Annotated in this window: 27 protein-coding genes and 2 pseudogenes; 16 read left to right on the top strand and 13 right to left on the bottom strand. The window is 70.3% G+C overall.

From position 1 onward, the window contains the following. Window positions 1-103 precede the first annotated feature (103 nt). The gene (locus CFP66_RS46250; protein ID WP_085916820.1) at window positions 104-1,018 is read right to left on the bottom strand and encodes an IS3 family transposase; all 915 of its coding nucleotides are present in this window, start codon (window positions 1,016-1,018) and stop codon (window positions 104-106) included. A 148-nt stretch (window positions 1,019-1,166) separates the two neighbouring features. On the opposite strand from CFP66_RS46250, the gene CFP66_RS46245 reads away from it, so the two are divergent. Both CFP66_RS46245 and CFP66_RS46240 read left to right on the top strand, forming a co-directional pair. Then, a complete protein-coding gene (locus CFP66_RS46245; RefSeq protein WP_158092387.1) occupies window positions 1,167-1,457 on the top strand; it encodes a transposase in 291 nt (96 codons plus the stop codon). Window positions 1,458-1,543: 86 nt separating this feature from the next. Further along, window positions 1,544-2,404, top strand: a pseudogene (locus tag CFP66_RS46240) (IS3 family transposase); the annotation flags it as partial. Between the two features lie 382 nt (window positions 2,405-2,786). On the opposite strand, the gene CFP66_RS46235 reads toward CFP66_RS46240, so the two are convergent. After that, the gene (locus CFP66_RS46235) at window positions 2,787-3,128 is read right to left on the bottom strand and encodes a helix-turn-helix domain-containing protein (RefSeq protein ID WP_094931942.1); all 342 of its coding nucleotides are present in this window, start codon (window positions 3,126-3,128) and stop codon (window positions 2,787-2,789) included. 171 nt (window positions 3,129-3,299) lie between these two features. On the opposite strand from CFP66_RS46235, the gene CFP66_RS46230 reads away from it, so the two are divergent. From CFP66_RS46230 to CFP66_RS46205, 7 genes are all read left to right on the top strand, one after another. Beyond that, the gene (locus CFP66_RS46230; protein WP_094931948.1) at window positions 3,300-4,319 is read left to right on the top strand and encodes a TerC family protein; all 1,020 of its coding nucleotides are present in this window, start codon (window positions 3,300-3,302) and stop codon (window positions 4,317-4,319) included. A gap of 63 nt (window positions 4,320-4,382) precedes the next feature. Continuing rightward, a complete protein-coding gene (locus CFP66_RS46225; protein ID WP_198962146.1) occupies window positions 4,383-5,033 on the top strand; it encodes a carbonic anhydrase in 651 nt (216 codons plus the stop codon). Window positions 5,034-5,349: 316 nt separating this feature from the next. After that, entirely contained in the window at window positions 5,350-5,760 is a 411-nt protein-coding gene (locus CFP66_RS46220; RefSeq protein WP_125911367.1) for a hypothetical protein, read from the top strand. Further along, complete coding sequence (locus tag CFP66_RS48365) at window positions 5,757-6,446, top strand: hypothetical protein (RefSeq protein ID WP_085916815.1); 690 nt, start codon at window positions 5,757-5,759, stop codon at window positions 6,444-6,446. The genes CFP66_RS46220 and CFP66_RS48365 overlap by 4 nt, the downstream gene beginning before the upstream one ends. Beyond that, complete coding sequence (locus CFP66_RS47720; protein WP_125911368.1) at window positions 6,332-7,075, top strand: hypothetical protein; 744 nt, start codon at window positions 6,332-6,334, stop codon at window positions 7,073-7,075. The genes CFP66_RS48365 and CFP66_RS47720 overlap by 115 nt, the downstream gene beginning before the upstream one ends. Beyond that, a complete protein-coding gene (locus CFP66_RS46210) occupies window positions 6,969-8,054 on the top strand; it encodes a TerC family protein (RefSeq protein ID WP_085916821.1) in 1,086 nt (361 codons plus the stop codon). The genes CFP66_RS47720 and CFP66_RS46210 overlap by 107 nt, the downstream gene beginning before the upstream one ends. Further along, window positions 8,051-8,626, top strand: a complete 576-nt coding sequence (locus tag CFP66_RS46205; protein ID WP_085916814.1) for a methyltransferase domain-containing protein — start codon at window positions 8,051-8,053, stop codon at window positions 8,624-8,626. The genes CFP66_RS46210 and CFP66_RS46205 overlap by 4 nt, the downstream gene beginning before the upstream one ends. Before the next feature lie 111 nt (window positions 8,627-8,737). Here CFP66_RS46205 and CFP66_RS48360 read toward each other — a convergent pair whose 3' ends face one another. After that, window positions 8,738-8,890 (bottom strand): hypothetical protein, encoded by a 153-nt coding sequence (locus CFP66_RS48360; protein WP_233160295.1) that lies wholly within the window; start codon window positions 8,888-8,890, stop codon window positions 8,738-8,740. A 314-nt stretch (window positions 8,891-9,204) separates the two neighbouring features. Between CFP66_RS48360 and CFP66_RS46200 the strand changes: the two genes are divergently transcribed. From CFP66_RS46200 to CFP66_RS46185, 4 genes and pseudogenes are all read left to right on the top strand, one after another. Continuing rightward, the gene (locus CFP66_RS46200) at window positions 9,205-10,017 is read left to right on the top strand and encodes an IS4 family transposase (protein WP_233160294.1); all 813 of its coding nucleotides are present in this window, start codon (window positions 9,205-9,207) and stop codon (window positions 10,015-10,017) included. Between the two features lie 59 nt (window positions 10,018-10,076). Next, window positions 10,077-10,388 (top strand): transposase, encoded by a 312-nt coding sequence (locus CFP66_RS46195; protein ID WP_158228475.1) that lies wholly within the window; start codon window positions 10,077-10,079, stop codon window positions 10,386-10,388. Next, window positions 10,385-10,654 (top strand): annotated as a pseudogene (locus CFP66_RS50595) (IS3 family transposase); the annotation flags it as partial. The gene CFP66_RS46195 and the pseudogene CFP66_RS50595, both read left to right, overlap by 4 nt. A gap of 2 nt (window positions 10,655-10,656) precedes the next feature. Next, window positions 10,657-11,310, top strand: coding sequence for an IS3 family transposase (locus CFP66_RS46185; RefSeq protein ID WP_369805295.1), 654 nt, complete (start codon window positions 10,657-10,659; stop codon window positions 11,308-11,310). Between the two features lie 13 nt (window positions 11,311-11,323). Here CFP66_RS46185 and CFP66_RS46180 read toward each other — a convergent pair whose 3' ends face one another. The 9 genes from CFP66_RS46180 to CFP66_RS46140 all read right to left on the bottom strand — a co-directional run bounded on the left by CFP66_RS46180 (window position 11,324) and on the right by CFP66_RS46140 (window position 22,657). After that, the gene (locus CFP66_RS46180; protein ID WP_094931934.1) at window positions 11,324-11,563 is read right to left on the bottom strand and encodes a phosphoadenosine phosphosulfate reductase family protein; all 240 of its coding nucleotides are present in this window, start codon (window positions 11,561-11,563) and stop codon (window positions 11,324-11,326) included. Between the two features lie 106 nt (window positions 11,564-11,669). After that, window positions 11,670-12,458, bottom strand: a complete 789-nt coding sequence (gene bioD, locus CFP66_RS46175) for an ATP-dependent dethiobiotin synthetase BioD (RefSeq protein WP_158228474.1) — start codon at window positions 12,456-12,458, stop codon at window positions 11,670-11,672. 408 nt (window positions 12,459-12,866) lie between these two features. Further along, window positions 12,867-13,652: an enoyl-ACP reductase FabI gene (gene fabI, locus CFP66_RS46170; RefSeq protein ID WP_085916879.1), complete on the bottom strand. Its 786-nt coding sequence runs from the start codon at window positions 13,650-13,652 to the stop codon at window positions 12,867-12,869. 249 nt (window positions 13,653-13,901) lie between these two features. Continuing rightward, the gene (ilvD, locus tag CFP66_RS46165) at window positions 13,902-15,584 is read right to left on the bottom strand and encodes a dihydroxy-acid dehydratase (protein WP_085916878.1); all 1,683 of its coding nucleotides are present in this window, start codon (window positions 15,582-15,584) and stop codon (window positions 13,902-13,904) included. A 35-nt stretch (window positions 15,585-15,619) separates the two neighbouring features. Further along, window positions 15,620-17,065: an NADP-dependent isocitrate dehydrogenase gene (locus tag CFP66_RS46160; RefSeq protein WP_085916877.1), complete on the bottom strand. Its 1,446-nt coding sequence runs from the start codon at window positions 17,063-17,065 to the stop codon at window positions 15,620-15,622. A 41-nt stretch (window positions 17,066-17,106) separates the two neighbouring features. After that, on the bottom strand, window positions 17,107-17,673 hold the full coding sequence (locus CFP66_RS46155; protein WP_125911372.1) for a hypothetical protein: 567 nt from the start codon (window positions 17,671-17,673) through the stop codon (window positions 17,107-17,109). A gap of 179 nt (window positions 17,674-17,852) precedes the next feature. Continuing rightward, entirely contained in the window at window positions 17,853-20,465 is a 2,613-nt protein-coding gene (locus CFP66_RS46150) for a DUF2309 domain-containing protein (protein ID WP_094931932.1), read from the bottom strand. A gap of 150 nt (window positions 20,466-20,615) precedes the next feature. Beyond that, a complete protein-coding gene (locus CFP66_RS46145; RefSeq protein WP_085916846.1) occupies window positions 20,616-22,199 on the bottom strand; it encodes a proton-conducting transporter membrane subunit in 1,584 nt (527 codons plus the stop codon). Then, on the bottom strand, window positions 22,196-22,657 hold the full coding sequence (locus CFP66_RS46140; RefSeq protein WP_085916847.1) for a hypothetical protein: 462 nt from the start codon (window positions 22,655-22,657) through the stop codon (window positions 22,196-22,198). Before CFP66_RS46140 ends, CFP66_RS46145 begins: the two co-directional genes overlap by 4 nt. A 126-nt stretch (window positions 22,658-22,783) precedes the next feature. On the opposite strand from CFP66_RS46140, the gene CFP66_RS46135 reads away from it, so the two are divergent. The 3 genes from CFP66_RS46135 to murF are packed head-to-tail and all read left to right on the top strand — an operon-like array spanning window position 22,784 to window position 25,397. Beyond that, the gene (locus CFP66_RS46135) at window positions 22,784-23,083 is read left to right on the top strand and encodes a winged helix-turn-helix domain-containing protein (protein WP_085916848.1); all 300 of its coding nucleotides are present in this window, start codon (window positions 22,784-22,786) and stop codon (window positions 23,081-23,083) included. Beyond that, entirely contained in the window at window positions 23,083-23,952 is an 870-nt protein-coding gene (locus tag CFP66_RS46130) for a DUF6671 family protein (protein WP_085916850.1), read from the top strand. The genes CFP66_RS46135 and CFP66_RS46130 overlap by 1 nt, the downstream gene beginning before the upstream one ends. A 56-nt stretch (window positions 23,953-24,008) precedes the next feature. Then, window positions 24,009-25,397, top strand: a complete 1,389-nt coding sequence (murF, locus tag CFP66_RS46125) for a UDP-N-acetylmuramoyl-tripeptide--D-alanyl-D-alanine ligase (protein WP_094931930.1) — start codon at window positions 24,009-24,011, stop codon at window positions 25,395-25,397. Here murF and CFP66_RS46120 read toward each other — a convergent pair. After that, window positions 25,384-25,692, bottom strand: coding sequence for a Sua5 family C-terminal domain-containing protein (locus tag CFP66_RS46120; RefSeq protein ID WP_085916851.1), 309 nt, complete (start codon window positions 25,690-25,692; stop codon window positions 25,384-25,386). The genes murF and CFP66_RS46120 overlap by 14 nt on opposite strands. Window positions 25,693-25,731: the final 39 nt, after the last annotated feature.

Here is a 25,731-nt window from a genome sequence, read left to right as displayed (position 1 = left end):
GCTCCACATGCCGCGCCGGCATCGGCCGGCCCGGCGAGCGCATCGCCGGTCGCAGAGCCCGATCCGCCTGTTGCTGACGCCGTGCCATCGAACACCTCCGAGATCAGGAGAGGTGTTGCGACGACCGATTGAGTCCGCCCTGGGTTCCATGATCACCGTGGATGATCCCGCCCGGGACCTGCCCGGCGATGCCGCGCGAGTCGATGGCCATTCCGAGGGCTGAAGTGGCCAGGTCCGCTCGTTGACGGGAGTCGATGGCCCAGCCGACGACCCGGCGGGAGAAGACGTCGAGGACCACGCAGCAGTAGAGCTTTCCCTCGCGAGTGGGGTGCTCGGTGATGTCGGTGACCCAGAGCTGGTTCGGACCGTCACGCCGGAAGTCGCGTTTGACCAGGTCAGTCACGGTCCTCGCCGAAGGGACCCGTTTCGCTTTGCGCCGCAACGGAAGTCCGGCCAGACCGGCGCGGCGCATCAGCGCTGCGACGGTCTTGCGGGACACGATCACGCCTTGGCCGAGGACGAGTTCGGCGCGAATCCTCGGCGCCCCGTAGGTCTGGCGGGACGCCTCGTGGACAGCGGTGATCCGGTCGGTCAGCCAGGCCTGCCGGATCGTCCGAGACGAGGGAGGGCGGCCGCGAGCCTCGTAGAAGCCCGCCCGGGACACCCCGAGGGACAGGCAGGCCTGCTTGACCGGGACGCCCTCAGCGGCCAGTCCCGCGACGAGGGCGAACCGAGCTTTTGGGGGCACCACCTGCTCGACTGCGGCAGCTGCCCTGCGCAGGATCTTGACCTCAGTCTCCAACTCTGCAATCCGCGCCTTGGCCGCGGTGAGCGCTGCCGACTCGACCTGCTCAGGGGTCGGGGTCTTGAGCCCTCGGTCGAGCAGATCCCGGGACTTCCAGCGATGCAGGCAGGACTCCGCGATGCCCAGCGACGTCGCCACGTCCCGCACTGAACGTCCCGAGTCGAGCAGATCAAGGGCGCGGCGCCGGAACTCCGGCGGGTAGGGCTTCGGCACGACGGACGATCTCCTTCACAAGATCGTCGGACACTATGTCTCCTCACGTCCGTGTCCGCTGAGCGGGGTCAACATCACTGTGTCCGTGAAGCGGGGTCAACATCACGTCACCTGAGGTGGACCCGGTCCGCCAGGGAGGATGTCGTTCGTGCCTGCACCTCACCCGCCGGAGTTCCGGCGTCGCGCCGTCGAGCTGGGTCGTCTGGGCGAGAAACCGATCTCGGCGATCGCGAAAGAGCTGTCGATCTCCGAGTCGTGCCTGCGGAACTGGATGGCCCAGGCCGACGCCGATGACGGCAACACCAGCTCCCGGTTGAGCAGCGATGAGAAGCGTGAGCTCGCCGAGCTGCGCAAGACCAATCGCCGCCTCGAGGTCGAGAACGAGATCCTCAAACGAGCTGCCGCCTACTTCGCCCGGGAGAACGTCCTCCTAAAGTAGTGTTCCCGCTGGTCCGTGAACTCGCCGACGACGGCTTCGACGTCGCGGTGACCTGCCGGGTGTTGAACGTGTGACGCCAGGGCTACTACGAATGGCGATCCGGAGTGAAGTCCGCCCGCACACTGGAGAACGAGATGCTGCTCAAACACATCGAGACGATCCACGAAGACTCCCGCGGCACGTATGGGTGGCCGCGGGTGCACACCGAGCTGTCCCTCGGCCTGGGCATGACGGTCAACCACAAGCGGGTCGCGCGGTTGATGCGCGAGGCCGGCATCCAGGGCCTCTACCGGCGCCGGCGCCGTGGCTGCACCGTCCGTGACCTGCACGCCGAGCCCTACGCCGACCTGGTGGACCGGGACTTCGTCGTGGACGGGCCGGACGAGTTGTGGTGCACCGACATCACCGAACACCCGACCCTGGAGGGGAAGGTGTACTGCGCGGCCGTTCTCGACGCCTACTCGCGGCGCATTGTTGGATGGTCGATCGACAGCACCATGCGCACCGCGCTCGTCGTCGACGCGCTGGGCATGGCAATCAGCCGCCGCACCCCCGAGTATCATTCGGCGATCCTGCACTCCGACCACGGCTCGCAATTCACGTCGTGGGCGTTCGGGCAGCGATTGATCGACGCAGGCCTCGTCGGCTCGATGGGCTCGATCGGTGATTGTTACGACAACTCCATGATGGAGTCGTTCTGGGGCACGATGCAACTCGAACTACTCGATTCCAGAACCTGGACGACTCGTGCGGGGCTTGCCCACGCGATATTCGAGTGGATAGAGTGTTGGTACAACCCCAAGCGGCGACATTCCAGCATCGGAATGCTCTCGCCGGTGGACTACGAAATTGACTGCCTACTCCGTACAGCAGTCGATGCTCCCTTCTGGTGCTGGCCGAGCCGCCACCCCCGAACAACTTTCAGTGACCTACGTCACGATCCCTGAGTCAGGCCCTGGGAAGCGTCGGCGCGGTCCACGTCAGGCTCGACGATGCCGAACGGGCGCGGCTCCAGGCGGTCGAGCGCTGCGCCGCGGCGGGGCGCACGACGACGCGGATCGGGTTCGGCAGCGGATCGCCGACCTGGCGATATAGCGGGTTATCACCAGGTCCACCATGGATAGTCATGTGACCGCGCCCTTGACGTACGAATCATGTTTCGCGATTATGAGTGCGCTAAGGCGGTGACGGGGTGTGAGCAGACGGTGTGGTGATGGTCGTGGGCTGGTCGGCTCAAGGTGGTTCGGATCGACACCGAGGGGCCAGCCTGGGGTTGCGCGGGACGCGTCAGCGCGTCTGGGGCGGGCGAGTAGAAGTGAAGGAGGGGGGTCAGTGTCGGTCGACAGTTGCCGCCGCGGTGTCCGGTGCGAACAGGGCGAGCAGTGCACCGATACGGTGCTCGCTCTCGGCGGGGTGCCGGAACCGGCCTGCCTGGTTGACGGTGTACTGGTTGCGGCGGCCGATCCGGGTGCGGGCGAGGTAGCCGCCGGCCTCGAGGTCGGCGACGATCATCTGAACGGCTCGTTCGGTCACGCCGACCGCGGTGGCGACGTCACGCATCCGGGTCTCCGGGTCTGCGGCGATGGCCAGCAGTACGTGGGCGTGGTTGGTCAGGAAGGTCCATGCCGGCCCCACCGGATCCGGGTTCGCCGGTCGCGAGGCTGCCGGCATCGCTTCTGTCGGCTGCGCTCCCGTGGATCCGTTCGTCGTCCCGGCCTGGCCTGTTGCCCGGTTCACGGCCCGCCCCTCTGAGTCTACGTCGGTGCGCAGCATCATCCATGTACGAAGCCTGTTTCGCTACACCGGCTGCGGTTGAGGCTGGTCAGGTCCCGAGGAGTGTTCGTGTTCGACGTTCCGTTGTGGCTGTGGTGGGCCTTCGCCGCCACTGTGGTGATCGCGCTGGCTATCGACCTGCTGGCCCACCGTGGCGCGCATGTGATCGGTTTCCGGGAGGCGGCCTGGTGGAGCGCGGTGTGGGTGGGCCTGGCGGTGGTGTTCGGCGGGGTCGTGTTCGCCGTGCTCGGCACTACGGCCGGGGTGGAGTACACCACCGCGTGGCTGCTGGAGAAGAGCCTGTCGGTGGACAACCTGTTCGTGTTCGCGCTGATCTTCGCCTACTTCAAGGTGCCCCGAGAGCTCCAGCACCGGGTGCTGTTCTACGGGGTGATGGGAGCGCTGGTGTTCCGGGGGATCTTCCTGACCCTCGGCGTGGCGGTGGTCAGCCAGTTCACCGCGGTGCTGTTCGTGTTCGCCGCGATCCTGCTCTACAGCGCCTACAAGCTGCTACGCGACACCGGCGAGAGCTTCGACCCGAGCACCAGCATCGCGCTGCGGCTGCTGCGCCGGATCGTGCCGGTTCGCGAGGAGTACGCCGGCACGAAGTTCTTCGTGAAGGAGGCCGGCAAGCGCGTGGCGACCCCGCTGCTCGCCGTGCTGGTGGCGATCGAAGCGGCCGACCTGCTGTTCGCCGTGGACAGCGTCCCCGCCGTGCTGGCGGTGTCGGACGACCCGTTCATCGTCTACACCAGCAACGCCTTCGCCATTCTCGGGCTGCGTGCCCTCTACTTCCTGCTCGCCGGGATGCTGCACCGGTTCCACCTGCTCAGCAAGGGCTTGGCGCTCATCCTGGCGTTCATCGGGGTCAAGCTCGTCCTGCAGGCGGCGCACAAGACGATCAGCCCGGCCGTGCCGGAGATCCCTTCACCGGTCAGCCTCAGTGTGATCGTGGTCGTGCTCATGGTCAGCATCGCGCTGAGCCTGTACCGGCCGGCGCCCACCGATGCCGCCGCGCCCACGGATGCCGCGCCCACCGGTGCCGGGACGCCGGAGCGGGACGGCGCACACCCGAAGCATGACGGCTGATCCTGGTGTCTCGGCACGATGCAGCGCTGCGCGTGCCCTGCCCGCCTGATGCTGGGAATACCGATGACTGTCGCTGACCCGATCCGCCCGGTCACCCCGGCGCAGGCGTTGACGGAGTTGCTCGCCGGGAACAGCCGGTTCGCCCGGGGCCGGCCGGCGCATCTGAACCAGGGCGCCGGGCATCGCGCTCGCAGCGCCGACGGGCAGCGCCCGTTCGCGGCGATCCTGGGCTGCTCGGACTCGCGGGTGGCCGCGGAGATCGTGTTCGACCGCGGTCTGGGTGACCTGTTCGTGGTGCGCACCGCCGGGCACATGCTCGGCGCCGAGGTTCTGGCCAGCATCGAGTTCGCCGTCCTGGGCCTGGACGTGCCGCTGGTCGTGGTGCTGGACCACGACCGCTGCGGCGCCGTTGCGGCGGCGATCGCCGCCCACGACAGCGGTCGCGCCCCGACCGGGCACCTGCGCGTGGTGGTGGAGCGGCTGAGCCCGGAGATCCTACGCGCGCAGGCCGAGGGCATCACCGACCCCGACGCGATCACCCGCCTGCACATCGCCAGCACCGCTCACCGGCTGCTCGACGACGCCCCCGGCCTACGCGGGCGGGTCGACGCCGGCCGCTGCGCGGTCGTCGGTCTCGGCTACGCCCTGGCCGAGGGCCGTGTCGACAGGGTGGTCGCCCACGGGCCGGTCACGCACGGAATGTCAGCACCGTGAGCGCAGTCGTGACAGCGCGCCTGGCGGCACCCACCGCTAGTAAGACTGCACTGTGGTACACGAACTACATTTCGTGTATAGTGGTTCGTGAGGGGAGTACCTCGATCCGGTATCCGTCGTCATCACGGCACCTCCGCAGGTGCCCGGCGAACCCATTCGCGACACCGGCAAGATGGTCCGGTGCGGGTGGAGGGAGACCTCGCTATCCCCGTCCGTGCTGGTTGCGGGCGGCTCAGCCGAGGAGCCCGTCATGACACCTCTCTCCGCAGCATCCGGCCCGCCGCCGAGGCTCGGCGACCCGTCTGTGGTTTGTCGCTTGCCCCGTCGGAACGGCAGTGGTGTGGTTGCGCCGTTGCTGGTGGTGGTGGCCGGTCCGCGGGACGTGACCGGTTCGCTGGTCGACGCGGCCGGTCGTTCCGTGGCCGAGGAGCGGTCGCTGGTGGTTGTGGTGGTCCGCCCGGCGGCTCCGTTGACGATCAACCCGGTGGTGCAGGCGCTGGTCGCGCGCCGGGTCGGGGACCAGGTCGCCAGCTTGTCGCGGGCGGCCCGCCTGATGAGCACGATGGTCGGGGTCGAGGTGTCCGAGACCGTCGTGGTGCGGGAACCGGTGCGGTGGACCCGCGCGGGGCGACGCCGTGCCTTGACCCGCCGGCTGCACGCGCTCGCCGGTAACCTGGGTGCAGAGCTGCACCCCGTCGACCGGTGCGACGACGGGGGCCCCCGGTGACCGCGAACGCCACGCCGGCCCACACTGACGGTTCCGTATCCCCGACCTCGCTGGCCCCGACCCCGCTGACCGCGGCGGCTGTGCTGGGGTTGCAGGGTCATCGCGCCTTCCCGACCGTGTCGTTGCTGCTGACCACCACACCGGGGGAAGGTCTGGACAGCCAGGGTCGGGCCGCCATGGATGCGTTGGCGCGCAAGGCGCGTCGGCGGCTGCTCGGCGTCGACGACGCGGCCACGCGGGACCTGGTGCGTGTGCTCGATGCCGTGGTCGCCGGGATCGTCGGCCCGCTCGATCGTGGGCTGGGCCTGTTCGTCTCCACCGGACATGTAGCCCGGTTCGACCTGCCGGTCGAGGTGAGCGACCGGTGCGTGATCGACCCGACCTTCGCCACCCGGGACCTGGTGCGCGCCCTGCACCGCACCCCGCGCCATGTAGTGCTGCTGTTGGCCGCTGACGAGGCCCGCCTACTCGACGCGCCCGGGGGACGGATGAGCCCGGTGACCCATGGATTCCCGCGCACCGACCCGGGGCACCGACGTGGTGAGCCGGCCCGGGAGCGGTCCTCCGTGAGGTGGACCAGTCGCTGGGCGCCTACCTGCGACTGCATCCCGCCCCGCTGGTCCTCGCGGCCGCGCAGCCCACCCTGGCCACGTTCCGCCGGCTCTCGCGCCACACCGCCCGGCTGACCGGCACACTGACCGGGAACCACCTGTCCACCCCGCGCGAGCAGCTGCAGACCCGGGTCCGGCCGATGATCGAGGACTACTTGCTCTCCCGCCAGGCCGAAGCGCTCACCCTGCTCGCCGAACGGGCCGACCAGGGCCGCGCGGTGCACGGCATCGAACGGGCCTGGCTGGCCTCGCGGTGGGAACGCCCCGAGATGCTCGCGGTCGAGCAGGGCTACTTCCAGCCGGCTCGGCTCTCCGCCGACGGGGACACCCACTTCCCGACTAGCGAGGTGGCGCAGCTGAGTGCTCCGGACGTGCTCGACGACGCCGTCGACGAGCTCATCGAGGCGGTCCTGGCCCGCGGCGGGTGGGTCGCGCTGCTGGCCGACCGGACCCTGCCCGCCGACGGCCGCGTCGCCCTCACTCTGCACCCTGACCCGCCACGGTCACCCCGCCCCGGTTCCTGCACTCCTGGTACCCGCGGCGCGACGGACGCCCCTGCCCGTCGATCCGGAACCCCTGTCCTGAAGGTGGTGTGTGTTGCTCGTTCCCCTCTGGGCCTGGCTCGCGGTTCTCGCCGTGATCCTGGTAATGCTCGCGATCGACCTGTTCGCCCACCGGCGCGCCCATGTCATCGGCGTCCGTGAGGCCGCCGCCTGGTCGGTGGTGTGGGTGGCGTGCGGGGTCGGGTTCGGTGTCCTGATCTGGTCGCTCTACGGCGCCGAACTGGGCCAGCAGTACTTCGCCGGCTACCTCATCGAGAAGTCCCTCGCCGTGGACAACGTGTTCGTCTGGGCGATCATCTTCAGCTATTTCGCCGTGCCACGGGAGTACCAGCACCGGGTGCTGTTCCTCGGCGTCCTCGGCGCGCTGGTGTTCCGTGGGATTTTCATCGCCGCCGGCTCGGTCATCATCGCCAGCTTCTCCGCGATCCTGTACCTGTTCGCCGCGTTCCTGATCTACACCGGCTACCGGATGATCCGCACCCGCGACGAACACCTCGACCCGGCGAAATCCCGCGCCCTGGCCCTGTTCCGGCGCATGGTCCCGATGACTGATGCCTACCACGGTCAACGGCTGCTGATCCGCCGCGGTGGGATCCTGCTCGCCACTCCGCTGCTCGCGGTGCTGGTCCTCGTCGAGGTCACCGACATCGTGTTCGCCGTCGACTCCATCCCGGCGATCTTCGCCGTCACCGACGAACCGTTCCTGGTGTTCACCGCCAACGCCTTCGCCATCCTCGGGCTGCGCGCAATGTACTTCCTGCTCGCTGACCTCATGCACCGCTTCATCTACCTCAAGCTCGGCCTCGCCTTGGTCCTGATCTGGGTCGGGATCAAGATGGCGCTCAAGGTCGACCTGTTCTACATCCCCACCACGATCTCCCTCGCCGTCATCGTCACCATCCTCGCCGTGTCCATCGGTGCCAGCCTGCGCGCCACCCGCGGACAAGCCCGCCAGGCGATCACCGAACCGGAGAACCCGCCGTTCCGGATCGCCACCCCCGCCGAGATCGCCGCCCTGCAACCGACCTGGCGACCCCGCCGAGCCGGGCGCCGCAGCGAACCGGCACCCGCCGACCACACGACCACACCACCGCCGCCACGACCAGGCGAGGATCGATGATCGCCCGACAGGTTCTCGCCGCGATGCGACCCGCGCCCACTCCCGCGCAGCTGGCCCGGGTGCTGCGACCGCGCACCGGGGAGCGGATCCTCGAGATCCGCCCCGGCCTGGGCCACCACGCCCGCCACATCGCCGGGCTCGTCGGCCCCAGCGGTCAGGTGCACCTGCTCGACACCCCCGAGCACATGCTCGACGACGCCCGCCTGCGCACCGCTGGGCTCCAGCCCCGGGTGATCGCCCGGGTCGCCGACGCCCGCCGCCTACCTCTCGACGACCACTCGATGGACGCCGCCTACCTCGTCGGGGCGCTGTCCACCCTGCCCGACCCCGGCTGCGTCCTAGACGAACTGCACCGCGTGCTGCGACCCGGTGGCCGGCTCGTGATCGCCGAGCATTACCGCGCCCACTGGCTCACGCTGCGCGACACCCACGCCCTCGCCCGGAGACACCGATTCCGGGTCGAACACCACACCGGACGGCTGCGCTACCTCACTCTGTTACGTCCGAGCACCAGCCCGACACCGCCAGACAGGACAGGACACCGGCTGCCCGCGGTGCGGGCCGACACCTGACGGGCCACTTGATGTCAGATCAACATCATGGGCATGCAGATGCGCGAGCAGGCAACCCCCGCCGAGACCGTGGCGCCCCGCCCGCATGGGGATCGATGATCCGGCCCGGGGTCAGGTCGTGGTGAGCTCGTCGCCAATCTGTACCAGTCCCGGGTCGGTGACCGAACCGCCCACCGACAGGTTCCTGGCCCGGTCGCGGTGGATGCGCCGCGGCACCTCGCGGTCAATGTCGATCCCGCCCGGTTGGGCGCGGGTGACCATCACGCACCGCGCGATCGGGGTGGCCACGGCTAGGGTCAAAGCCGTTCAGTTAGCGGCTGGGCTTGGCGGTCAAGGATCGTCGGGTCTCGCGTGTCGGTGCCGATCATGGGAGCGGAGCTCCGGTAGGAGAGGTCGTCCTCCAAGACATCCTCTGCCCTACCTGGAGCTTCGCTGAGCACGGATTCTGTCATCAGTCGCGTCGTGAGAGTGGCCGCGGGCCGGTTCGCGCCGGGCCATGTCGGTGAGCTGACCCGGATCGAGCCTTTCGAGATGGTCGACGCGGTGTTGGCCGAGAGACGAACACGACCCAACAGCGGGTGCGGCTGCTGCCCTCCCGGGTCGTGGTCTATCTGCTCCTCGCGGGCGGGTTGTTCGCCGAGCTGGGCTATCGACAGGTGTGGGCGCGGATGACCGCTGCACTGGCCGGGCTCGCGCCGGCCCGACCGAGCCCGAGCGCACTGGCCCAGGCCTGCCGCCGGATCGGCCCAGCTCCGCTGCGGGCCCTGTTCGACCTGCCACGCGGTCCGGCGTCGGGCCTGTCCCGGACCGGGGTGTGGTGGCGCGGCCGGTTGGTCTGCGCGATCGACGGGACCATCCTGTGCTGCCCGGACACCCCCGCGAACCTGACGGTGTATCGACGCGGTGCCGGCAACCACGGCGGCACCGGGTACCCGATGGTGCGGCTGCTCACGCTGGTTGCCTGCGGCACTCGCACGATCATCGACGCCACGTTCGGCACCGATCGGGTCGGGGAGACCCGCTACGCCCACGACCTGCTCGCCGCGCTCCGGGCCGGGATGATCGTGCTGGCCGATCGGACCTTCGCTGTCCGCGCCTGGATCGTCGCGGTCGTCGCGGTCGTCGCGACCGGCGCGGACGTGCTCGTGCGGGTCAAGCTCAACCGGGCCCTACCGGTATGCCGCCGCCTGCGCGACGGCTCGTATGTCTCCCGGATCGGACCGGGTCGAGGTCCGGGTGATCACCGCCCGGATCACGATCACCATCAGCGCGGGCCGCGCAGCGAGATCTACCGGCTGGTCACCACCGTGACCGACCCCGACTACCCGGCCGCAGAGATCATCACCCTCTACCAACAGCGGTGGGGTGCGACACGAGGTCGCGCATGTTGAGGTTCCCCCGCTAGCTCGGAGACCGACGATCATGGCCGTAGGCCGTGAAGGGAGTCTCTGTGGCAGCACCGAAGAAGTACCCCGACGAGCTGCGTGAGCGCGCGGTCCGGTTGTACTTCGAGTCCGAGCCGCGTCCGGTGATCCGGCGGCTGGCCGAGCAGTTGGGCGTGCATCACGAAGCGTTGCGGACCTGGATCCGCCAGGCCCAGGCCGACCGCGGCCAGCGCACCGACCTGCCCACCACCGCGGAAGTCGAGGAGTTGCGCCGGCTCCGCAAGGAAAACGCCGAGCTGCGCCGGGCCAACGAGATCCTGAAGGCGGCGAGTGCTTTTTTCGCCCAGGAGATCGACCCGACAAGGAGGCGATATTGAACGCCGTCGCCCATCTGCGCGACCGGTTCGGGGTCGACCCGATCCTGCGGGTCCTCGACGTCGCCCCCTCGACGTTCTACGGCTGGCTCGCCCAACAACGCCACCCGTCCGACCGCCGACGGACCGACGAGCAGGTTCTCGCGGAGATCGTCGAGATCCACGATCGCTCCGGGGGCACCTACGGTTCGCCGCGGATCCACGCCACCCTGCAGCGGCGCGGGGGGCGCATCTCGCGCAAACGGGTCGAGCGACTGATGCGCGAGCACGCCTGCAGGGCGCATTCCTGCGCAAGAAGTGGCGCACGTCCTCGACCAGGCAGAACCAGGCCGCGACACCAGCACCGGACCTGGTCAACCGGGACTTCACCGCACCCGCGCCGAACCAGCTCTGGGTCGCCGACGCCACCCCCATCCCGTGCGGGCAGGGCGTGTTCTGGCTGGCCGCGGTCCGCGACGCCTTCTCCAACCGGATCGTCGGCTGGCGCTGCTCGGACCGCTGCGACACCGACCTCATCCTCGGCGCCCTGGAGTACGCGGTCTGGTCACGCGGCATCCGCGACGGCCAGGTCGTCCATCACTCCGACCGCGGCTCGAACTACACGTCGCTGCGCTTCGGGCAGCGACTCGACGACCACGGCATTCTCGCGTCGATGGGTTCGATCGGGGATTCCTACGATAATGCGCTGATGGAGAACTTCTTCTCCACGCTCAAGACCGAACTGGTCTACCGGACATCGTGGCGGACCCGCGACGAGGCGGAGAACGCGCTGTTCGCCTACATCGACGGGTGGTACAACACCGAACGCATCCAAGCCCGGCTCGGCTGGCTCTCACCCGACGAGTACGAAGCGGCCTGGCATGTCCAGACCGACGATCACCCGGCAGCTGACGCTGCCGAACCCGACCCGGCCGCCGCCAGGTAGCCGACACTCCGCGCTACCGGGGGAACCTCACAAGAACACACAGCGAGCACGGCAGGCGGCTCATACCTTGGTCGTAGGCCGCGTGGTACGGGACGCCGGACTGGCGAATTCGCTGCCAGACCTGGGCTTCGGTCCAGTCGTGGATCGGCAGCCAGGTGTCGACGGTTCGCCGGCCACTGCTGGCGGCCTCGTCGCGGCTCAAGGGTGTCTGCTGGCACTGAGCAATGTCGGCTGGCGCCGAGTGGTCACCCATCGCGATCACTCATGGTGACTGTCGCCGCCGGGTGAAAACTGACCCCGTCTGACCGACCGCTCGGGTCCAGGACGTGGGTAAGCGGGTCAGTGACCGAGGGGCGTGGTCAGGGATTGCTTGCCGAGGGTGGCTCGCCGCTGATGGCGCGCCAGGCCGCGTCGGAATCAACGGTGTCGGCGAGGTCGTGGTTGGTGAGTACGGCGAGCGCGTCGATGGCTGTCAGCCAGTCGCGGCTACGCCGGTGCACCTCGTCGCTGGGGTCGTATCGGTTCAGGACGACTAGCACCTCGTATCCGGTGAGGGCTCGCGCGGCGAGGCGCACCTGGGACACAACTCCTAGGACAGGCTCGGTGACCAGTAGCACGAGGTCCGGTCTCACCCGCTGCGCCAGTGAGAGGGTGTCGCCGTCATGGGCGATTGGTGAGCACAGCCCGCCTGCGCCCTCGACGAAGCCGATGGCGACGCCTGCGGGCCAGTCGAGTTCGGCGACGAGGTCGTCGAGCAGGATCGGAGCCAGTTGTAGGGTGTCGGCGGCCATCGGTGGCGCGAGGGGTACCGGGTACCACCGGTGTGGCGGGCACACCGTGTCGGCGGGCGTGTCGGTTGCCTCGCCGAGCACGGCGGCGTCGGTCGCGGTCTCACCGGGTGTGAACGACTGCGCCGGTTTGCGGGCCGCGACCTCGATGCCAAATGCTCGCAATCGTCGCGACAAGGCGGCGGTCACCCAGGTCTTGCCGACCTCGGTGCCGGTGCCGGTGACCAGGATGAGTCGGCTAGGTCGGGTCATGGAGCGCTCGCTGGCTGGTCGCAGACTGGGCAAGATCTCGGCTGGTTGAACCGGTGGGAGGTCGAAGGGGACCGTGACGTCGCCGCTGTTGAGTCGGTCGTCCTGCATCCGGGAGGCACGGTCTGGGTGAAGGTGGCGGACGTGGCATCGAACCCGCTGTCGCTGCGGTGGCTCCGGTCGCGGTCCGTGCGCATCCAGGCGGGGGTGGCGAGGCCCCGGCGCCGACGCTGTAGCCGAGCGACATCGGCACGGCGGTCACCGGCGCCTGTCGGTGGACCACGTCGGGCGAATCTCGTTCCTTGCCTGCGCAGCCGACGGCCGTGGCGGTGTCGACGAGATGTTGCTCGGTCTGATGTGGTGAGTCTCCGGTCCCCCTGGTGTAGTGGCCGGTGGTGGTCCACCGTGGCGTGTCACCGCGATCGTGATCTCTGGGTGGGCCGGCTTCGGCCTGGGTGCGGTCTATCGCCACGCACCTGCCCTGGTCAGTGTGGAGGTGTTGGACGTCCGCGTGGCCCATCATGATCCCTGTTGGCGCAGGGGCGCGGCCATGGCGTGGTAGCCGCCGTCGACGTGGAGGATCTCGCCGGTGATAGCGCGGGCGAGGTCGGAGAACAGGAAGCAGACGGCGTCGGCCACCGGGGTCGAGTCGGCTGGGTCCCACCGCAGGGGCGAACGGGTTGCCCAGGCGTCGAGCAGGGCTTCGAAGCCGGGGATGCCGGTGGCCGCCCGGGTGTGGATCGGCCCGGCCGCGACGAGGTTGACCCGGATTCCGGCAGGCCCGAGGTCGCGTGCGAGGTACCGGTTGAGCGACTCCAGTCCGGCTTTGCAGACGCCCATCCAGTTGTAGACCGGCCACGCGGCGCCGGCGTCGAAGTCGAGCCCGACCAGGCTGGCGCCGGAGGGTGGGGCGAGCCGGTTCACCGCCGCGGCGAGCGCGGCGAGGGATACGGTGCTGGTCTGGAACGCCAGTCCGATCCCTTCGGGTCGGGCGTTGAGTAGGGGGCCTGCCAGGGCGTCGGCGGGTGCGAAGGCGATGGCGTGCAGGGCGCCGTCGAGTCTCTCCCACCGCTCAGCGATCGTTGCGGTGAGCCGGGCGGCGTCGTCGGAGGCGGTGGCGTCGAAGGGGATGACGTCGATGTCGCCGGTGAGCTGCGCTGCCGCCGCACGGGCCCGATCGAGGTCGCGGGGGAGCCCGGTGAGCAGCACCTCGGCGCCGAGCTGTTGGGCGCGGCGGGCGACGGCGAAGGCGATGCTGTCGGTGGTGACGACCCCGGTCACCAGGATGTGCTTGCCGTTCAACACAGTGCGGCTCCTTCGCGGGGGTTGGTGTCTGCGGCCCGGCAGGCGTGGGCCGTGGCGCTTGGTGGGCGTCGATGGCCCGGCGGATGCCGGGTCCGGTCGTGGCGGTGATTCCTTCGATAGGGCGGTCGGCGTTGGCGGCACCGCCGATGCGCCCCGCAGGCCGTGCCGCCGGCAGGCGCCGGCGGCACGGCGACAGGAGAAAGCCGGATCGCTCGCGTGACATGATGTTGTTTCCGTCGGGAGGGCTGCTCATCGTGGGGTGGCGCCGACGAGCGCCCCCTGCGAGGCGCAGCCGACGAGGCGGCTGTACTTGGCTAGGAAGCCGTTGCCGGTCGGGGCAGGGGGTGGGTGCCAGCGGTGACGGCGTCGTTCGAGTTCGGCAGGGTTGACGTCGAGATCGATGGTGCGTGCTGGGATGTCGATCATGATCGGGTCGCCGTCGGCGACCAGCGCCAGCGGCCCGCCGGCAGCGGCCTCGGGGGCGACGTGGCCGACGCAGAGGCCGGTGGTGGCGCCGGAGAAGCGGCCGTCAGTGACCAGCGCCACCTGGTCACCCAGGCCGGTGCCGCGGACAGCGGCGGTGACGGCGAGCATCTCCGGCATTCCCGGCCCGCCGCGTGGGCCTTCGTACCGGATCACGATCACCTCGCCTGCGGTGAGGCGGCCGCCTGCGACGTAGCTCATGGCGGCGTCTTCGTTGTCGAAGACCCGGGCCGTGCCCTGGAAGCGGTCGACGCTCAGGCCGGCCATCTTGACCACCGCGCCGCTGGGGGCGAGTGCCCCGCGGAGGATGGCCAGGCCGCCGTCGGGGCGGAGCGGGTCGTCTGGCGTTCGGAGGACCGTACCGTCGGGTTTCGGGGCTGCGAGTTCGGCGAGGTTCTCGGCCAGGGTGGCTCCGGTGACGGTCAGGCAGTCTCTGTGGAGCAGCCCGGCGTCCAGCAGCACGGCGAGCACTGCGGGCACGCCACCGACCTGGTGCAGGTCGACCATGACGTGGCGCCCACCGGGACGGAGATCAGCGATGTGGGGGGTGCGTCGGCTGATCCGGTCGAAGTCGTCGAGGGTGAGGCGGACGCCGGCTTCGTGGGCGATGGCGGGCAGGTGCAGCGCGGCGTTGGTCGACCCACCCAGGGCCATGACCACGGTGATGGCGTTCTCGAACGCTTCGCGGGTGAGGATGTCGCGTGGGCGGATCCCGGCGCGCAGGGCGGCGATGACGGCTGTGCCGCTGTCGTGGGCGATGCCTGCGCGGGTGGGGTCGACAGCGGGTGCGGATGCCGAACCGGGCAGTGCGATACCAAGGGCTTCGGCTTCGGCGGCGATCGTGTTGGCGGTGTACATGCCGGCGCACGACCCGGCTCCCGGGCACGCGGCGCGTTCCAGATCGTCCAGGTCGTCGGTGCTGAGCAGGCCGCTTGCCTGCGCGCCGACGGCCTCGAAAACGTCCTGGATCGTCACCGGCTGACCCCGCCAGCTACCGGGGAGGGAGGAACCGCCGTACACGAACACCGTGGGTACGTTGAGGCGTGCGGCGGCCATGAGCATCCCGGGAAGGCTCTTGTCGCAGCCGGCGATGGTGACCATCGCGTCGAGCTGTTCGGCCTCCATGACGCACTCGACCGAATCTGCGATGAGGTCCCGGCTGGGAAGTGACGCGCGCATGCCGCGGTGCCCCATGGCGATCCCATCGGAGATGGCGATGGTCGAGAACCGCATCGCCACCCCGCCGGCCTCTCTGACCCCGTCGGCCGCCGCGCCTGCCAGGCGGTCGAGGCCGGTGTTGCAGGGTGTGAGGTCGTTGGCGGCCGCGGCCACGCCGATCTGCGGCCGGGTGAAGTCCTCGTCGTCGAAGCCGACTGCCCGCAGCATTGCCCGAGCCGGTGTTCGGGTGACGCCGTCGGTGACGATTCGGCTACGGTGACGCGGGTCCATGTCTTCTCCCAGCTTCGCTTGGTCAGCTCGGCCCTTCACTGGCCCTGGCCTCGGGTGAATGCGGGTTCGCCGTCGAAGGCGTAGAGGCCTTCGGTCTTGATCGGTTCGATGCCGTGCTCGACCATTCGGGCCTGGAGGGCGACGACCTCGGCGGCGGTGGTGGTCCCGCGCGGGTCGAGGAAGCGGCATCGCCAGTGGTCGGTGAGCAGGGTCTCGGGCGCGCCGCCTGGCCAGACCTTCTGTCCCCGGTTGGAGATCATGTCAAGGTGCAGGGGTGCGGCGAACGGACGAAGCTTGGCGGCGAGTTCGTCTGGGGTGGTGTCTGGGCTGTGGACGAACACATCGACGCCGAGCTGGGTCTTGGCGGCAGCGGATCGGCCCGCGAGCTTGACGGTGATCGGCCTGTGCTGGGCGTAGTGCGTTGCCGGCAGCCGGGTGGGTTCTTGGCCGAGACGGTCGATGACCGATGCCGCGAACGCCGTGGTGCCGACCTTGGAGGTGCTGGTATCGGGCTCGTAGATGTCGTAGGTGTGGATGCCGTCTTCGATGGTCCGCAGCCAGGCGTTGTGGACTCGGCTCGCGACGTCGGCTTGTCTGATGTGGACCAGCATCTGCACCGCGGCCAGCAGCAGCCCTGAAGGATTCGCAACGTCTTGGCCGGCTCGCCGGGGGGCGGATCCGTGGATGGCTTCGAACATGGCGACTCGCTCGCCGATGTTCGCGCTTCCGGCGAGGCCAACAGATCCGGCGATCTGGGCGGCGATGTCGGAGAGGATGTCGCCGTAGAGGTTCGGCAGGACGACGACGTCGAACGCCTCGGGGGTGTCGGCGAGCTTGGCCGCACCGATGTCGACGATCCAATGCTCTGCCTGGATATCGGGGTAGTCGGCGGCGACCTCGTCGAACACCCGGTGGAACAGGCCGTCGGTCATCTTCATGATGTTGTCCTTGGTGAACGCTGTCACCTTGGTTCGCCGATAGGCGGTGGCGTACTCGAAGGCGTAGCGAATTACCCGCTCGCATCCCTGCCGGGAGATGAGCTTGAGGCACTGCACGACCTCGTCGGTCTGGCGGTGCTCGATGCCGGCGTAGAGGTCCTCTTCGTTCTCCCGGACGATGACGACGTCCATGCCAGGATGCTTGGTGGCGACGAACGGTGCGTAGGCGACGCATGGCCGGACGTTGGCATAGAGACCGAACGTCTTGCGCACGGTGACGTTGAGGCTCTTGAACCCTCCGCCTTGAGGGGTGGTGATGGGCGCCTTGAGGAACACACCCGTGCGGCGGATCGACTCGAGCGCCTCGGGAGTGACGCCGGCGGGATTGCCAGCCTGATAGACCGACTCTCCGATGGTGATCGTGTCGATATCAAGGGCCGCGCCTGCGGCGTGGAGCACCGAAAGGGTGGCTTCCATGATTTCCGGACCGATTCCGTCTCCGTGGGCGACGGTGATCGGTGCGGATGTGGAATGCGTGGTCATGCTGCTCCTGAGACCGAGGACGTGACGGGACGATGGGTGGGCTAGGGGCGAGTCGTTGCGGTGCCGCGTAAGAGCCGGCATCCGGCGCTGGTCGTGCCGCACGGTCCACTGATGCCCTGCTCTGGGTCATCGATGTACCAGTGGGTCGCGACCAGGTGCGGATAGCGGCTGCGGAGTTGGTTGGCGTTGACGGTGTGGTCGGAGTCGGTGTGCGCGAACACCGGAAAGAACGCTCCCGGCAGGCTCGCCGCGGGCGCCGCGCCCTGCACCAGGAAGTCGAGGACCCGGTGCCGTCGCTGGTGGGGGTTGTGGGCCTCGCGCAGGGCGGGACCGCCGAGCCAGCACAGCGACCACAGCCCGGACACCGAGGAGGATGTCCGGATCCCCACCGGCACTTCTGGCAGGCGCTCTTCCGGGGGGTCGTCGACGGCGCATCCGCAGGTCTGCCGACGCTCGCCGCACGGGAACAACGTGGGCAGGTCCGCGTCAAGTTCGCGGCGGATCCATATCCCGAGCAGGGTGTCACACTGATCTGGATCGTCGCCGTAGCGACGGTGGTGGACCAGGTAGTCGCTCGCCTGCTCGACGGAGACCTCGGCGAGGTCCACGCTTCGGATCAGTAGAAGCACGCTCATGGGGTACCTCTCTTTCAAGCGGCTCTGTTACGTGGTTGTTCCGTCGGGCTCGTGCCGTGCGCCTGCGGCGTCGCGGCGGAGCCAGGTCCTCCCGCGTCGTGCCGGGTGGGACGCCGCCTTCGGGTGGTGTGGGCATGGGTGGTGTGGGGCGGTCACGGGAGCGTCTCCTGGGTGTCGGTGCTGGGGTGCCAGGGCTGCCACCCGGTGGGGGTGTAGCGGTGCCACCGGTCATCGGGGCGTTCCCGCGCGGTGAGGCCGACCCAGTCGTGGCTGAACATGTGGTGCAGTACCGTGTTGCGTGCGATGAGGGTGTCCAGCCTGCGCAAGGGCGCCTGCACGATGGCGAGCAGGCGTTGCGGTTCGTGTCGGGCGTGGTGTCCGTCGGTGAGGGACTGCCAGGGCAGGCCGGGCAGGAGGTCGCTGGTGTGGCCGTTCATGACACCCAGGCCCCCGCCGGTGACGTTGTGCAGGGTCTTGCTGCCGGCGCCGAAGGCGTGCGGCTCGATGGTGGCGAAGTAGTACTGGCTATTGATCCAGTGCGCGACGACGAGCGGCGCGGTGAGGATGGTTTCCAGGACGGTGCCAGCCGGGTCGAGGTCGGGGTCGTAGTCGTGGAGGAACGCGCGGCTGTGCAGGTTGATGCCGCGGGTGAGGGCGCGCGGCGCGATGACGAAGGCGGCGTTGTCGGCGAGACCCCATTCGGGGAAGACCTGGGCCCAGTCGCGGGCACGGGCGCGGGTGTGGCGGGCCGCGCGCCGGGGGCGGGGCCGGGTGGGTGCGCCAGGCAGGATGGCGCAGCGTTCGGCGGCCAGTCTGGTGCCGGCCGTGCGGAGATCGGCGGTGAGCGTGTCGGCGTCCCGGCGGTGGCTGTCGGGCAGGAGGTGGGCGTCCAGCAGGCGCACGGTGTCGGTGGTGGTGTCGTGTTCGGCCGGGATGAACCAGGTGTCGTCGGGAATGGTGATGCCGCGGGCGGCCAGGTGACGGCGGACCTGCGGATCGTTGAGCAGGGCGGCGGCGGTGCGGGCGTTGGGCCCCCCGGGATGGCCCCCGCAGGCACCACAGTCCAGCGCGGCCTGGTAGGGGTTGTTGTCGGTATGGGCGCGGTGCCCGCAGAACACGACCAGGCGTGCGAAGCCCCGGGTCAAGCCCATCAGCGTGAGGATGGTCTCGGCGGTCGCGGCGCGCTCCTCGGGGGTGAGGACGTCGGTGATGGAGATCTCGGTCGGCGGGTCGGGGGTGATGCGGCGGGCCCCCCACGCGCGTGTGGCGCCGGCGGCGCGGGGAGCGAAGGTCTTGGCCGCGGCCAGCGGGCCGGCCAGCCAGCCGGCGGATTCGGCGAGAACGAACGGCGCCAGCAGGTCGTCCTTGGCGGTGTGCAGGGAGTGCTCAATGGCGGCGAGCACCCGGCGACCGGCGAGTGACCGCTCGGCCGCGCGCTGCCGGCCAGGGGTAGGGCGTTCGGTGACGGTGTGCCGGGGCGTGATCGGGCCCGGGCATTGGGCGCGAGCGGCACCACCGGCGAGGTCGCGGTAGCGCATGGCGACCGCGAAGAAGCCGGCGAAGCCCAGGGTCTGGTAGTTGCCGAGCGCTTCCAGGTGGCGGCGCAGCCCTTCGGAACGGGGATCGATGCAGCACACCACCTGCGCCCGCGGTGGGGCGTCGGGCTGCTCAGGCTGGTGTCGGCTGAGGGTGCGCAGCAACTGCCCCCGGTAGTGGTCCTCGTAGGCGTCCAGCCAGACCAGTGCCCGCTGCTGCAGCGGAAGGTGGTCGAGCAACCGCGCCAGTGCGCTCCGCTGCGCGGCGTCAGTGTCGGTGACTTCCAGCGCGCCCAGCAGGTGGTGGGCCCGGCCGCCCGGGTCGACGGTGGCCTGCCGGGTGTCGATCCAGCCTGCCGAGGCCGAGGCCCATGCTGTGCCGTGGGAGTGGGTGCCGGCGAGCGTGGCGGCTTCGGTGGCCAGCCGCAGCGCAAGGTAGTCGACCAGGTCGATGCCGCTGTCGGGCCGCTGACCCTGCCACCGGATGTGGGCGGCGAAGCCGGGAAGGCAGGCCAGGTGGGCCTGCAGATAGCGGGTGCGTTGGTTGTCCGGGACACCGAGCGCGGCCAGCGCCTCCAGGACGGCGTGCTCGGCGCGTTCGGGTAGGTGCCACAGCCGCGCCCGCACCGGCCGCGGCAAGGTCGCGTCGTGGGTGGCCAGGGCTCGCCAGGCGGGGTAGAAGCCGCGGTCGCGGCCCGGCATCCGCCAGGTGGACTGGCCCTCGTCCAAGAAGGCGGCGCACCACTGGATCGTGTGGGTGTTGAGCAGGGCGACCACGTCCGGGGCCAGTGCTTCCGCCGCGGTGTGGACCTGGCGGCGCGGCGGTGGGCCCGTGACGCCCTGGTGCAGGTCGGCCACCAGGAGTTCGACCGGGTCGTAGGCGCGGTTGCCGAGGGTGAGTGGGCCCTGGCGCAGCGCCGCGGGGTGGCGGCGGGCCAGCACGGCACGCAGGCCGTCGTCGGTGATCCGTCCGTGCCGCCAGGCATCCCGCAGCCACGTTTCGTCCGGAGTGACTCGTGCTCCGAGCAGATCCGCGGCGATGGTGGCCGCTTCGGCGAACGGCCGGTCCAGCAGGCCGGACAACGGGTTGACCGCGATGAAGTCGGCCAGTGGCCAGGTCGGTGCCAGAAAACCGGCCGCGTCGGCGATCTCGGTGCGCACTGCCGCCAGCTGGGTGGAGACGTCAGGGACGGCATCGGGGGCGAGGTCGGTGGCGGGGCTGGTGGTCATGGGGAGGAACCCTCCTGCGTGAGCACGGCGATAACGGTGGCGAACAGTGCGATCGTGTGCGGCCCTGGCGACCGCACGTCCGGGGCGGTGGCTCCGGTCACAGCGGCGGATCGCTTTCCGCGGTGCCGTTGAGAGCGCGGGGTCGCCTGATCACGCCCGAGGTCCTTCCAGTTGGGGGACCGGCCGCGGGCGTGGTGTCGGCACCAGCCGTGGCGGGTGCGCCCAGGTGCCGGTGTGCGTGCGCTGCTGCCCGGCTGACAGGGCCAGCACGTAGAGGCGGTCGCGCCAGCGGCGGAGACCGGTCGTGGGCGCCAGGTGGAGCAGCAGCGCGCCGGCCGCCAGCACCGCCACCACGGTCGCCAGCAACCAGGCCGGGACCGCTGCCGTGACGGCGGCGGGCAGGCTCGGGGCCAGGAACTTCGTGACCGCGCCCACCACGGCCAGGTAGCCGATCGCCGCGCCCGGCAGCACGATCACCACCGTGACCAGCGCGCCGGCGGTTGGGAGGCGCCGCAGCCAGCCCCACGCCAGCCGGGCAGCGGTGGCCACCGCGAAGATCAACAACGCCGCGCCCCCGGCATGCGGGGGCAGCCACCAGGCCGCCACCGTCACCGCCGCGACGGCGACGGCCCCGGCGAATACAGCAACCTGTGCCGCGCGCGCGGGAGCCATCCGAGGCACGGGAGGAGCCACGGTGTGGCGGGCGTAGCGTTGCACGGCGGACCCCGAACCGAGGAACAAGGCGGCTTTGAACAGCCCATGCGCCACCAGGTGCACCACCGCCGCGGCGTAGAGGCCCAGCCCGCAGGTCATCAGCATGAACCCCATCTGCCCGATCGTGGAGTGCACCAGCGCACCCTTGATGTCGGGACGGGCCAGCATGATCGCGGTGGCGGCCACGACGCTGGCGACTCCGATGGCGAACGCCAGGTGTGTCGCCACCGGCGCGGCACCGAAGATCGGCCACAGCTTCACCAGCAGCACCCCGCCGGCGTTGACCACGCCGGCGTGCAGCAGCGCCGAGACTGGGGTCGGTGCCGCCAGGGACGCGGGCAGCCAGCGGTGCCACGGCAACTGGGCACACCGCGCGGCCGCGGCAACCACCAGCGAACAGGCCACCGCCGTGCCCACCGCGCCGCCGACCGCCACGTCGCCTTGGTGGCGTAGGTCGAGATCACCCCAGGCAGCGACCGCGAGGACAACCCCAACCCACAACGCGGCGTCCCCGACGAGGACGGCACGTGCGGTACGGCGGGTGGCGTCAACGGCCGACGGAGCCGGCCGATACACACCCACCAGCCGACACAAGATCACCCCGGTCAGCGACCACGCCACCGCCAGGGTGACAAGAGTCGCCGCGGTCACCATGACCGTGGTCGCGGCGGTCAGCGCCCCAGCCGCGACAGCGAACCTGGCCGCCGCTGGGTCACCACGCAGGTAGCGGCGGGCGAATGCCTGGACCACGGCGCTGACCGCGCACACCAACAGCAGCACGATCGCCCCGACGTGGTCGAGCACCAGCCCGGTCCAGGCTCGCCCGTCCGGGTTGGCCAGAACCATCGCCACCGGCCCGCCGTCCGCCACCGTCACGGCTAGCGTCCCCGCCAGCGCGGCGGCTAGCACTGCCGCGCCGGCGCCCAGCGCGGGCGCCAGGGCCCGCAGGCAACGGACCGATCCGGCCGCGGCCGCGACAGCGGGAAGGGCCACCACGGCGAGCAGCAACACCCCCGTCACGCCGTCGTACCTCCCGCCGCCGCGCGCTCCGCCGCGCCGCGCGTCGCCGGGGTTCCGGTGACGTCGGTGGCGGGCGGCTCAGCGCCGGTGCCCGCCGCGGGCTCGGGGGTCGGGTCGAGGTGTTCCAGGCAATGCGGAGGCAAGGCACGCCCGTCGAAACCGCCGACCCGCACCCGAACGAAGTCATCGCGGACCACGCAGTACAGCGACCGCCCTCGTTCCAGCTCGCGGGCGATATAGATGCCCACGCTCTGCGCGGCCCCTCGCCGCGCGCCCGGCGAGCTGGTGTCGATCACCACGTCCGGCGGCGGCGAGCCCCACCGGTGCGCCCAGCGCCGCGACATTTCACCGGCCGCAGGCTCGCCGGCGGTCAGCACGCGCGTCGTCTCGGCGTCGACCACCGCGCCCACCTCTCTCAGCACGTTCTCCCACGGGTGCGCCATCTCCTTGTCGCCCATGACACCCACCTCCCAAGCACGTCACCGGTAACACGTGTTCTAATACGCGACATGAATCATACGACATCGGTGACGTGTATTGGCAAGCGTGACTCGCGTTACCCCGGTCGAGGTAGAGTTACGGCCATGCAGGAGTGGATGTTTCTGACGAATCACGCCCACGTCCTGCTGTGCGTGGTGCGTGATCCACAAGCTCGGTTGCGGGATGTCGCCGAGCAGGTGGGCATCACCGAGCGGGCCGCGCAGCGCATCGTGGCCGACCTGGTCGAGGCGGGCTACCTGGAACGCACCCGGGACGGGCGGCGCAACCGGTATCGGCTGCACCCGGACTTGCCGCTGCGGCACCCCATGGACCGCGACACCGCCATCGGGCAGCTCGTGGCCCTGCTCACCGGCATCGACATCCGGTCCGGCGACGTCGCGTGATGCTCGCCGTGCACCCCTACGCGGGCGCACAGGTCGCACTGGCCACCCGACACGGCAAGCAGCGGGCCCTCGCTGCCGCTCTGGCGCGTATCCCCGGCATGCGCCTCGTGCTCGCCCACGACGTCGATACCGATCGGCTCGGCACCTTCACAGGTGAGATCCCCCGCACCGGGTCGGCGGCTGAGACGGCGGTCCGCAAAGCGCGCCTCGCGATCGAGTCGACCGGCCTCGGGCTCGCCGTGGCCAGCGAAGGTTCCTTCGGCCCGCACCCGGTCGCGCCGATGCTGAGTGCTGGCCAGGAGATTCTCGCCTTTCTCGACATCGCTCGGGATGTGTGCGTCCTGGAGCGCCGAACCACACCGACGAACTTCAGCCATACCACGACCCGCCGCATCGACGAGGCCACTGACGCCTTCCTGGCGCGCGTCGGTTTCGGCGGCCACGCGGTCATCGTCCGCCCTCACACCCCCGCCGACGCGCGGGCCCCAGGCCCCATCCGCAAGGGCATCCAGACCCGCGCCGACCTCGACGCGGCGATCAGCGAGTGCGCCGCGCACTCCACCGATGGCCTGGCTCGACTGGAGACCGACATGCGCGCGCACGTCAACCCCACCCGTATGCGTGAGATCAGCGTGCTCGCCCACCAGCTCGCCTCGCGTCTGGCCACCCTGTGCTCGGCCTGCGGCACCCCCGGATACGGCCCGGTGGACCGCGAACCTGGTCTGCCCTGCGGCACGTGTGGCGAGCCCACCAGCCTCACCCTGGCAACAATCCACGGGTGCGCCCACTGCCCGCACCGCAGTCGCCACCCCCGCGATGACTGCCAACGCCGTGCCGATCCCACGTTCTGCGAGTGCTGCAACCCTTAACCCGGTACATCACCCCGCGGACCCACCCCGCTGTGCGCCCGAAGGAGCGTCACCCCATGATCCCCCTGACCGCCGCCGAGATCGCGGCAGCCACCGACGGCCACCTCGTCCCGGGGACCGACCCGTCGCTGCTGGTGACCGCACCCGCCAGCATCGACTCCCGCTGGATCCACCCCGGCGGCGTTTTCGCCGCTCTCCCCGGCCGGCGCACCGACGGGCACTACCACGCTCCCGCGGCCCTCGCCGCGGGAGCCGCCCTGGTGCTGGCCTCACGCCCGGCAGCCGCCCCGGCCGTCCAAGTCGCCGACGTCACCCGCGCGCTCGGCGACCTGGCTCGCCACGTCGCGGGCCGACTGCCGGCGACCGTGATCGGCATCACCGGGTCGAACGGCAAGACCACGACCAAGGATCTCGCCACCCAGGTCCTGGCACACCACGGCCCGGTCATCGCCACCCGGGGTTCCTTCAACAACGAACTGGGCTTCCCCCTCACCGTCCTGCGCGCCACCCCCGACACGCGCTACCTCATCCTGGAAATGGGCACCCGGGGCCGTGGGCACCTCAGCTACCTGTGCGGTCTGGTCACGCCCCACGTGGGGGTCGTGCTCAACGTCGGCACCGCCCACCTCGGCCAATACCCCGACGGGCAAGCCGGCATCGCCGCGGCCAAGAGCGAACTGCTCACCGGACTCCCCCCGGCCGACCACGGCGGGCTGGCCATCCTCAACGCCGACGACCCGCTCGTCGCCGCGATGGCCCCGCTCACCCCCGCCCGCACCCACTGGTGGAGCCAACACCCCCACCCCACCAGCGTGCACGCCCGGGAAGTGCACGTCACGCCCCACGGCCGAGCCTGCTTCACCCTGCACACCCCCGAAAGCACCGCACCCGTCACGCTCCGCCTGACCGGCCGGCACCACGTCGGCAACGCCCTCGCCGTCGCCGCCCTCGCCCACGGACTCGGCCTCGACCACCACACCATCGCCCACGCCCTGAGAGCCGCCGAACCCACCAGCGGCGGCCGCATGCAAACCATCGTGCGCGGCGACGGTGTCACGCTCCTCCACGACGCCTACAACGCCAACCCCGACTCCATGGCCGCCGCGCTGACCACCCTGAGCACCATGCCCGCCCGCCGCCGAATCGCCGTCCTCGGCGAGATGGCCGACCTCGGCGACCACGCCGCTGGCGCCCACCACCACCTCGGCGTGCTCGCCGCGCGCGCCGACCTCGACGTCCTGATCACCATCGGCACCCAGACCGCGCCCCTGATCGCCGACGCGGCTGGCACCGGGCACAGCACTCTCGACATCATCGCCGTCCCCGATAGCCAGGACGCCCACGACGTGCTAAGTCGAATCCTTCGTCCCGACGATCTCGTCCTGATCAAAGCATCCCGCGCCGCCCACCTCGAACACCTCGTCACCGCGCTCAGCAACCGCTGAACCGGCTGACGTCGCGGCCGGTCTGGCGGCGCGGCCCGGCCGCTCGGCGGAGCCGATCCGCGATCGCCAATCCGGGCCCGTCCGGGGCAGGAACCGAGGCCACCACGACCTCGCACCCATGCCGGTCAAAGTCACGGAGAAACTCAAAAAGCCGCCGCGCGTACCGCGCACCCGAGTCTGGCACCGCGATAACGCGCGCGGGTGCTGCCGGGCCAGCGCCGGTTGAGTCGTCCTGGGTCTGATGGAGGCCCGTTCTATGGGATTTCGACCGTTTCGTGGTCGTCCCGTTGGGCAGCGTCGAACGCCTGCTCGAACTCGGCTGGCGGCCGGTCGT

Origin of the sequence: Pseudonocardia sp. MH-G8 (genome assembly GCF_002262885.1) — a bacterium.
GTDB lineage: Bacteria > Actinomycetota > Actinomycetes > Mycobacteriales > Pseudonocardiaceae > Pseudonocardia.
The sequence above is the reverse complement of the archived record's forward strand: the minus strand, read 5'-3'. Positions and strand labels throughout refer to the sequence as shown.